Source organism: Nostoc sp. (genome assembly GCF_036916735.1).
Classification (GTDB): domain Bacteria; phylum Cyanobacteriota; class Cyanobacteriia; order Cyanobacteriales; family Nostocaceae; genus Nostoc.
Map to the genome: position 1 here is coordinate 58164 of NZ_JBALFV010000088.1, position 8422 is coordinate 66585.

The following is an 8422-nucleotide window of genomic DNA, read 5'->3' on the forward strand; positions in this document are numbered from 1 at the left end:
TGTGTAAAGTGACTTCCCTACTGAAAAACTCGAACTCGTTCCGTTTCCACTTTGTTATTTATAACTGCAACAGACTAGCACGAACCTTTTGGCTTGGGGATCAGGGTTTTAGCGTAATTCTTGGCAGCTTTCTCAAATTCAATTCCAATTTTCAGGGCGAAACCTTTCTCAAATAAGGACTTTGCCTATGTAACGCTTTTTTTGGCAAGTCCAAAAATTATTAAAAAAACTTTATGCTTATTGCACGCTAAAGCAACGATACCCTATTCATATCGGTTCTAAAGGCTCGTTGCTAATCGTGTATTTTATGTTACATTTATTTTGGCTATTTACAATTAGAAGTTAATATAACTTTAATTGAATGGCATCGGCATAAATACTTAAAATTACTTATTTAACGAAATCTTTAGATTTCTCTATGAATAAGTCATGATATGAGTTACATCTTAAAAAATTATGTAAATTAATTTGGGTTTAATATCTTTTTTCAAAGTTTTTTCCACTTAGATTAATCATGACTTTTATTTTCTATAACTAGGCTAAAATAGTGATATATGTTACTTAGTAACCTAGTACTACTGAGTATAAAAAAAAGGAAGATACTCAACTGAATATTTTTCAGGATGAATGATAAAAAAATTAGCAAATCTTTGCGATCGCTTGCAGATTCAAGATAAAGGGTATCATAAAGCACAACATTTTATTGAGCTAAGTAGTTGCTCAAATATGATTTTATAGAGCAAGCTATCTGTTCAAAAATCTTTGCAACTGTAGGGATGTACAGCTGCACCCCTTCTATATATAGTAGGTATTTTGGGAAATGCCATCAGCCTAATGACAAATCACTGGAGTTTAGAAATAGAACCATCGCCATTAAAAGCTGTTCTCAACGAGTTGCATTCCCAGTACAAGTCACTGGGGGAGGGTGCAGTCGCAAAATACATTCCTGAACTAGCAAAGGCAAACCCGGATTTGTTCAGCATTTGCATTGTGACAGTAGATGGTCAGGTTTACAAAGTTGGGGACTACGAACAACTTTTTACTATTCAGTCAATTTCTAAGGTATTTGCTTATGGACTTGCCTTAGAAGATCATGGACTGGATTACGTTTTGACTAGAGTTGGCGTAGAACCGACAGGGGATGCATTCAACGCGATTGTTTTGGATGAGCAATCGAAGCGACCTTATAACCCAATGGTAAATGCAGGTGCGATCGCAACCACCAGTTTAATTAAAGGTTCCGGCCCCACCGAACGTCTGAACCGAATGCTAGATATGTTTCGGCGATATATTGGCCGTGACGTGTTCGTTGACATTTCAGTTTTTACCTCAGAACGCAGTACAGGGCATCGCAACCGGGCAATGGCACATCTGATGCTCAACTTTGGTATGATTGACCGCAATATTGAAGAGGCACTGGATCTTTATTTCCAGCAGTGTGCTGTGATGGTGAATTGCCAAGATTTAGCAGTGATGGCGGCTACCCTTGCTAACAGAGGTATTAACCCCATTACCAAAGAACAAGCGGTAGATAAGCGTTACATTAAAGATATTTTAAGTGTGATGTATACCTGCGGAATGTACAACTTTGCAGGTGAGTGGGCTTATAAAATTGGGATTCCGGCCAAAAGCGGAATTTGTGGTGGGATTATCGCCGTTGTACCCAATAAGATGGGCATTGGAGTTTTTTCGCCCCTGTTGGATGTGCGTGGTAATAGTGTGCGGGGGGTCAAAGTATGTGAAGAACTTTCCCAACGGTTAGGTTTACATCTATTTGATTGTTCAGACCAGGAGGCGAAATTTGGTTGAAAAAAGCAAAGGGGTAGAGGAAAATGTTCTATCTTTGTTGGGGATTTATTCTGAGTTTTATTAGCGCTAGTTGAAATTATCTATTATTGATTGTAAATATTTTGTAGAGGCAGCTTCTGCTTGAAAGTGGATAATCAAATCTGGTATTGTTAATTTAGAGCGAAGTTGGCAGTAAAAGCTTTATTTTATAGTTTTTTTAAGACAAGAGTCGGGATTAACATTATGCATGAAGTTTCAAAGCAGACTGTAGAGACAACACAAAAACATGCTCAAAAATCGATTGAGCATAGCAAAGAGATAGAAGAGTTGGGTCAGAGTTTACAAACAGATGACCGAATCGATGCGGAACAAAAAGAACGTATCCTAGCCTATGCAGAAACAATGCACGAGCACGCGCAGAAATTTCAAGATTTGGCGCACAAACTAATAGAAGAACCTTCAACAGATGTATATTCAGAAGCAGTAAACGAGCATACAAAGGTAAATCAAGCCCATATCGAAGCTATTAAAGAATTTCAAAACATACAGCCGCCTGCTTAAATGAGATATTAATTAAATATCTGGCGTTGCTGAATTGAAGTATGAATCCTTGTAGAGACGTAGCAGTGCTACGTCTCTACAAGGATTTTAGTATTATGCAAAATCATTTTCATACATGGCCCTTGTACTGAGCGCAGCGATGCACTGCACCACCCTGAGCTTGTCGTTCGCGTAGCGTCCCGCAGGGAAGGGAGCTTGCCGAAGTGTCGAAGTATGCCCCCTGCCTCTTCGGTCAAAATTCTTCTGCTTGGGGAAGCGGGAAGATTTCACCAGCTAAGTAAGCTTGAAAGTGTTTTTGGAAGTACAACCAGGAAGTCATATCTTCTCCATCTATCAATGCTTTTGGGGCTTTTTTATATAGAGGAATACGGTTATTAATTTCGTCTTGCAGCACTGGAGGCAGTTCTGGTAAACCATTCACCTTGCTGCCAACAGCACTGTAGATCAGTTGACCGGGGCGATCGCCCATTTTCATCCAGGGAAGCCATTGACCAATCCGATCCCAACTCAGTTTAAGTTGAGAAACTGAGGAGAGGGCTGTGTTGAATAAATCTGCGGTTGGCACTGTTAATTTAAACAATTCTGCTGCCTGATAAATTGGATTTGGGCTATATTCGGCAAATTTGGGATCGTCTGCTAAGGGATTAGGGTAATAGGGAAATATATCAAAAACAAAGGTTGTGCTGTCACCATCTACTTGTGCGGGGAAATTTCCCTTAAACTTCCCCTGCACTGGATTATTAGCAACGTGAATCACTGGAACTGTCTCGCCTGTCCAAGGATTCTCCCATTTGGGTAAGACTTCATCTGTTTGTGGGTTGAGGTAGTAAGTTAATTCCCTGGAAGTAAAATCCCAGCTACCCTCTGCTGTGGGAATACATCTGCTAACACTCAATCCCAGGATCTTAAACAGGAGTTGTCTTTTCTCACCGGGGATAAAAGCATAAATTTTACCTTTCCAAATCAGGAAAGTGGATTCGCTAGGGTCGAGGGAAGAACGAGTTTTAACCCAGTGCTGCGCTTCAAGTTCTTGGATTTGAGCAACCATCTAAAGTATCCTTTATATTTTGATAACAAAAGAATAAGCTAATCAGCATTCAAGTTGCATCTTTAAAAGTGGGGAATGGGGAATGGGGAGTGGGAAGTGGAGAGTAGAGACAAGGCAATACTGCGTAGGTTTTGCCTAAAGAATTACTCTGGTGTAGGTTGGGATGATTTAGCCCTTTCCCTACGGGACGCTGCGCGTAGCTTGCTTAAGAGCAGGGGTACGGGGAAGTCAAAAGTTAACACTGAGCTAAGTCGAAGTGTCAAAAGTCAAAATAATATGTAGTTTCAGAGAGAATTGGTATTAACTAAAAATGATGTCAATACTTGTATTTTATCTTGAATAAATAAAATTAATGTCAAGTTTAAACCCGAATTTTTATATCAAAAAAGCATTCAAAATAGAGATGAATTTTTCTATTCATAGAGGATAAATCAAGCTATCACAAATCCAGTGTATCTGGTAATATTTTCTAGAATTGACTTTTGTATATTCGGAACTTTGTTGAATCAAGTAACAAGCTTTTGGTCTGATGACGGAAGTCAAAGTTCTGTATATATGAGTGTTTGAATTCAAAATATGTCTGTAGTTTCATTATCCAGCAGTGTCTAACTCAAAAGAAAATACAGGAGTGAAAGTTGATGAAAACAAATCTTAGAATTCGAGAAGCTGTGACAACAGGCTTAATGGTGAGTGGCGTAGCGCTGTTATCACCAAGTGTAGCCCTTTCACAATCCGCTACTCCAGGTAATATTACAGGTCAGTGGAGTGGATTCAGCAACCAGACTCCAATTACTCTGCGAATTACACAAGCTTCAAACGGCGTCCTCTCTGGCACAATGATTGACGTTGGCACAACATCACCAATAAGTATCCAAGGTTTTTATATTCCTTCTGTGCGTCGTATTGTGTTTGTACGCATACCTGCTAATAGCAGCATTCCATTCCAATTTTATGAGGGATGGATTACTCCGAATGGATTACGCATAGGAGGAGAATTTAAAGTTTGGAGACCTCAAGATGGAGCCTCTGCTAATGGAGTTGATTTTAACTTTACAGCCACTAAAGTCTCTGATTTCGCCACCCCATAAGTAGTAAATTAATGCGATTCAGGTAAAGGGTAAAGGGTGAATTAAAACCTTTTCCCTTTCCCTTGGAACCGAGAAATATTGCTCTGTCCCCTGCTCCCGTTCGGCTACGCTCACGGCAAGCCTGCCCAATGCCCTTATTAATTAAACTGGCTTTGAAACTTGCTCATCCAGACGACGAAACAAATACACCCAAAGCGGTAGAGAACTATTAATCGCAATTAGTCGCACTAAATGACCAGTTGTGACAATTTCAACATTATGATTTAATGCCAAAGAAACCAAGATCATTTCTGCTGATCCTCCTGGTGCTGTGACTAAAAGACAGGTTAACCAGTCCCAAGAGGTTAATTGCATCGCAAGTATAGCAGCGATCGTTCCGGCTATTAAGGTCATTCCCACGGACATGAAGGCATAGCCGACAGTCCGCTTTCTAAAGTTGGGTTTGTCTCCCCAATACTCACCAATAGTAATTCCCAAAAGCATTTGACCTAATAAGTTTATTATTGGCGGGGGACTAAAGCTAATATCACCTACAAAAGGCAGCAAATGTAGCAAAGGATTAAACCCGATACCAATTAACAATGCACCAAAAAAATCGCCAGCTGGAATTTTAAATAATATAGCTGGATAAACTATTAATCCAGTAATTACCAGTACTAACAAGAGTAATTCTAGTTGAGATGGATCAAAATTGAGCCAAGCATTGTTGATTGGGAGTGTTTGCAAAGAGTAATTACCAGTTGATGTTTTAGCAATGAAGGGAATTAGAATAACTACTGAGGTGACGCGAATCGCCTGAACTAAGGCAACCAAAGTAACATTTTTGTTGTAATCGGCGGCGATCGCTGCCATAATTCCGACACCACCAGGAACTGTAGCCAGCATTGCTGTTAACAGGTTGGTTTTGCTAAGGCGCGAGTAAACATAACCAATAAAGCTGCCACTCAATAGCAAAAACAAGGTAAGAAAAATAAAGACGGGAATACCAGAAGCAATACTAGCTAGATTCCCGTGGGTATTGGAAGCGCCAACAGTTAAGCCTACAAGTGCCATTCCCACTTTTCTAGCAGTGCGGTTAGGTTGGGGGGAATATTGATAAAGAATTCGACATCCTTGAAGAACTACTGTACCAGCAGCAATTCCGCCAAATATCCAGGCAATCCTACCAATTTGGAACTTTGCCAGAAGTAAACCTAGAGGTAATGCCAGAAGCATTTCCAAGGTAAGGACAATTAGTTGCTTGGTAAATAGCTCTTGTTTGCTGACAACGGGATTTTCATGAGTGTGTTCTTCTAGACTGGGAGCAACACTTAGGCTTTGATTCATCGATATGAGCTTTTTTATTAATTTAACTTATGTACTTAAGCTAGGGCGATCGCACAAGATAACTAGTACTCTGTCAAGTCAAATTTACTAGGTTCGTAGTCAGCGCTTTAGCGCTCAAATCAAGGACTAAAGTCCTTACTACAAACTTATTCATCGATTAAAGTTGGTCTGGTGGACTACTAAGTACAGCTTGACGTAAATCAAGTGACCATTTTAAAACTTGCAAAAGCCTTAATATATAAAACTTTTGACTTTTGACTTTTGACTTTTGCCTTGCGGAACTAAGTGTAAATTTAGCGTGTGTTGCATTCAAACAAAAATGCCTATAGAGAGAGGATAGGGGCACAATGATCGTTGTGCCCCTACAAATAATTTATATTCCTTTTAATGGTTCAACCGTTTAATCTTCATCAAGGGCTGGGAAAGCTTCTTCAAGCTGCCACAACCTATCTTTATTTTCAACGAACCAAATACGAGTTTCTGGAGTTAATTTACTCCAAATGACTTCAATAGGGATGTGAGGAGATGCATATTGGTACTCCTGACCAAGTAATTTGAGATTTTCCGCGACTTCACGGGGAATTCCAAATTGTTCCCAGTCAACTCTGATATTTTTGCCCGAAACTCCTGCTGTCGGATCGAAAACTAATTGTGCTGATCTGATTAAATCAGCAAAGTGTTTCGGTTTTAGTTTGGTGATCTCCTGAATTTGGAGTAATTCATTATCCTCTTGAGACATTATCGCCGCAGTGGTAAAGATTAGTGATTCAGTTGAACTTACTGCCAGAGATTTTTATCCCAATATTTTTTAGTTTAGCGCAGAGCTACCAATATCGTGTCTGGCTAAAGACTTATCATTTAGACCGCACTTCTTGCTGAGGGCAGAGAGTAGTAAGCACTTTAGTGTATAAAAAATAAGGACTAAAGTCTTGACTACGAACTTTGCCTAGTCTCTATTTTAGTGACGAGTGTAAGAACGCTCAAAGTGAGTTTTGAGTGTATGAGCCATAGCGGACATTGCAACTGCTGCTATAGAAAGGGATATTGCTGCGATTCTAATTCTAGAATCATCTGCAAGTATCGCTACAGCAGCTAGAGCGATCGCTACCCCAATACAACTTTGCTTAACCCTATTTGTCACTTGATAAGTTCGATTGCAGGAATGACAAATAAGTGTATGTTGCGAGAATCGGTCTAAGGCGATCAACTTTTGATCGCATTCGCTACTATCGACATTTTTTGAGGTGGAATAACCTTGATAAAACGGCAAAGATGATCCAAATTTATCTAGCCACTTACGATACTCAACCACAAGAGTATCAGATGTTTTGAGCGGTAAATACACTTCTTTGAGATTTTGTCCCAAACGCTCAATTTGTGCCTTTTGTTCAACTACTAATTGCAAATCACCTTCTAAGACTTTATTTCGGATCAATATATGTTCTAACCAAGGAGGCATCAGCTTTATTTTTGTAGGAAACGAGTTACTATAATTTCTAACGAGAATCCGACATCTATCCTTACTTAGTGGAATTGAATACAAGGCTGTGCCCCAAAACTTACCTTGCTGTTCATTACGAAAGTTGTAGAGAATCGAATTAGGAGCAATGAAATCTAATGACGTCCAAGGCAGATTGGCTGTCTTTGTTCGCCGCCACCTTCCCTTAATTCCCTGAATGTTGCTCTCAATCACTTCTATTTCCAACGGTTGGGCATCTTTTCGATCTCCCATGACGCCATCATGGCTGATTGGAATATGAGCTGGGTCAATGATGTTTTCAATAAAATAGCTTTGGTCGTAAGGTAGGTCACGTATATAATCTAAGTTGAAGCATTCCGGCTTGTCCCAATCTGGTAGAGATGGAATTAGCTCATCAATAGCGGTTTCGGCTTCCCCTGCCCACATCCAAATGATACCTTTAAGTTCCAAGACTTTAAAGGATGACACACAAGCATTTACCGGAATTTTAGCATCGGTTGGTAATTGAGGAATGTGCAGACATTGACCATTATTGCCAAACTGCCAACCGTGGTATAAACACTCTATTTTGCCGTCAATAATTTGTCCATCAGAAAGTCTAGCTGCACGGTGGGGACAACGATCTGTTAAACAGATAAGCTGTCCATTTTGGTCTTTGAACAAAACGAAGGGTTCATCGTACAAAGAAAAGCTATAAGGACGATTTATGGGCAGGTCTTGCAGAAAACAGACAGGATACCAAGATTGTCTCCAGTTAAATTCTTGCTTATTCTCAAGCGTCTCAAAAGTATAAGTTGGTGCTGTCGCCTGTAGTATCTTTGTTTCTAATGACATAGTTTTCTCCAGGTTTCTATTATTTTATACTTTTGGATTAGAAAATTTTTAGTCTCAGAGATAGAACATTTATGAGTGAAACTTCAAAAAATAACCATGAGAAAGCATTCAAATTTTGAGTGAGTCAAAGTTCGTTTTGCTTGCGGAAAACACCAAAATCAGAAAGCAAACACAGCTTTTGAATAAGTCAAAGGTCATTTTACTTGCGGAAAACACCAAAATCAGAAAGCAAACACAGCTTTTGAATAAGTCAAAGGTCATTTTACTTGCGGAAAACACCAAAATCAGAAAGCAAAC

The 8422-nt window shown here is 39.5% G+C and carries 8 protein-coding genes; 4 read left to right on the forward strand and 4 right to left on the reverse strand.

Translation table 11 applies throughout. The features are described 5' to 3' along the window. The first annotated feature begins 834 nt into the window (after window positions 1-834). Complete coding sequence (gene glsA, locus V7L20_RS19635; protein ID WP_334745695.1) at window positions 835-1809, forward strand: glutaminase A; 975 nt, start codon at window positions 835-837, stop codon at window positions 1807-1809. A 165-nt stretch (window positions 1810-1974) separates the two neighbouring features. Continuing rightward, window positions 1975-2349, forward strand: a complete 375-nt coding sequence (locus V7L20_RS19640) for a hypothetical protein (RefSeq protein WP_334745696.1) — start codon at window positions 1975-1977, stop codon at window positions 2347-2349. 232 nt (window positions 2350-2581) lie between these two features. On the opposite strand, the gene V7L20_RS19645 is transcribed toward V7L20_RS19640, so the two are convergent. Then, complete coding sequence (locus V7L20_RS19645; RefSeq protein WP_334745697.1) at window positions 2582-3397, reverse strand: DUF1838 domain-containing protein; 816 nt, start codon at window positions 3395-3397, stop codon at window positions 2582-2584. A gap of 638 nt (window positions 3398-4035) precedes the next feature. Between V7L20_RS19645 and V7L20_RS19650 the strand changes: the two genes are divergently transcribed. Continuing rightward, entirely contained in the window at window positions 4036-4485 is a 450-nt protein-coding gene (locus tag V7L20_RS19650; RefSeq protein WP_334745698.1) for a hypothetical protein, read from the forward strand. A gap of 141 nt (window positions 4486-4626) precedes the next feature. Here V7L20_RS19650 and V7L20_RS19655 read toward each other — a convergent pair whose 3' ends face one another. The 3 genes from V7L20_RS19655 to V7L20_RS19665 form a co-directional block, all read right to left on the reverse strand. Continuing rightward, window positions 4627-5811, reverse strand: coding sequence for an AbrB family transcriptional regulator (locus tag V7L20_RS19655; protein WP_334745699.1), 1185 nt, complete (start codon window positions 5809-5811; stop codon window positions 4627-4629). Between the two features lie 400 nt (window positions 5812-6211). Further along, complete coding sequence (locus V7L20_RS19660) at window positions 6212-6550, reverse strand: hypothetical protein (protein WP_334745700.1); 339 nt, start codon at window positions 6548-6550, stop codon at window positions 6212-6214. Window positions 6551-6769: 219 nt separating this feature from the next. Further along, complete coding sequence (locus V7L20_RS19665) at window positions 6770-8125, reverse strand: aromatic ring-hydroxylating dioxygenase subunit alpha (protein ID WP_334745701.1); 1356 nt, start codon at window positions 8123-8125, stop codon at window positions 6770-6772. Between the two features lie 115 nt (window positions 8126-8240). Here V7L20_RS19665 and V7L20_RS19670 point away from each other — a divergent pair. Beyond that, window positions 8241-8422: hypothetical protein (locus V7L20_RS19670; RefSeq protein WP_334745702.1), on the forward strand; the 182-nt coding region annotated here is incomplete at its 3' end.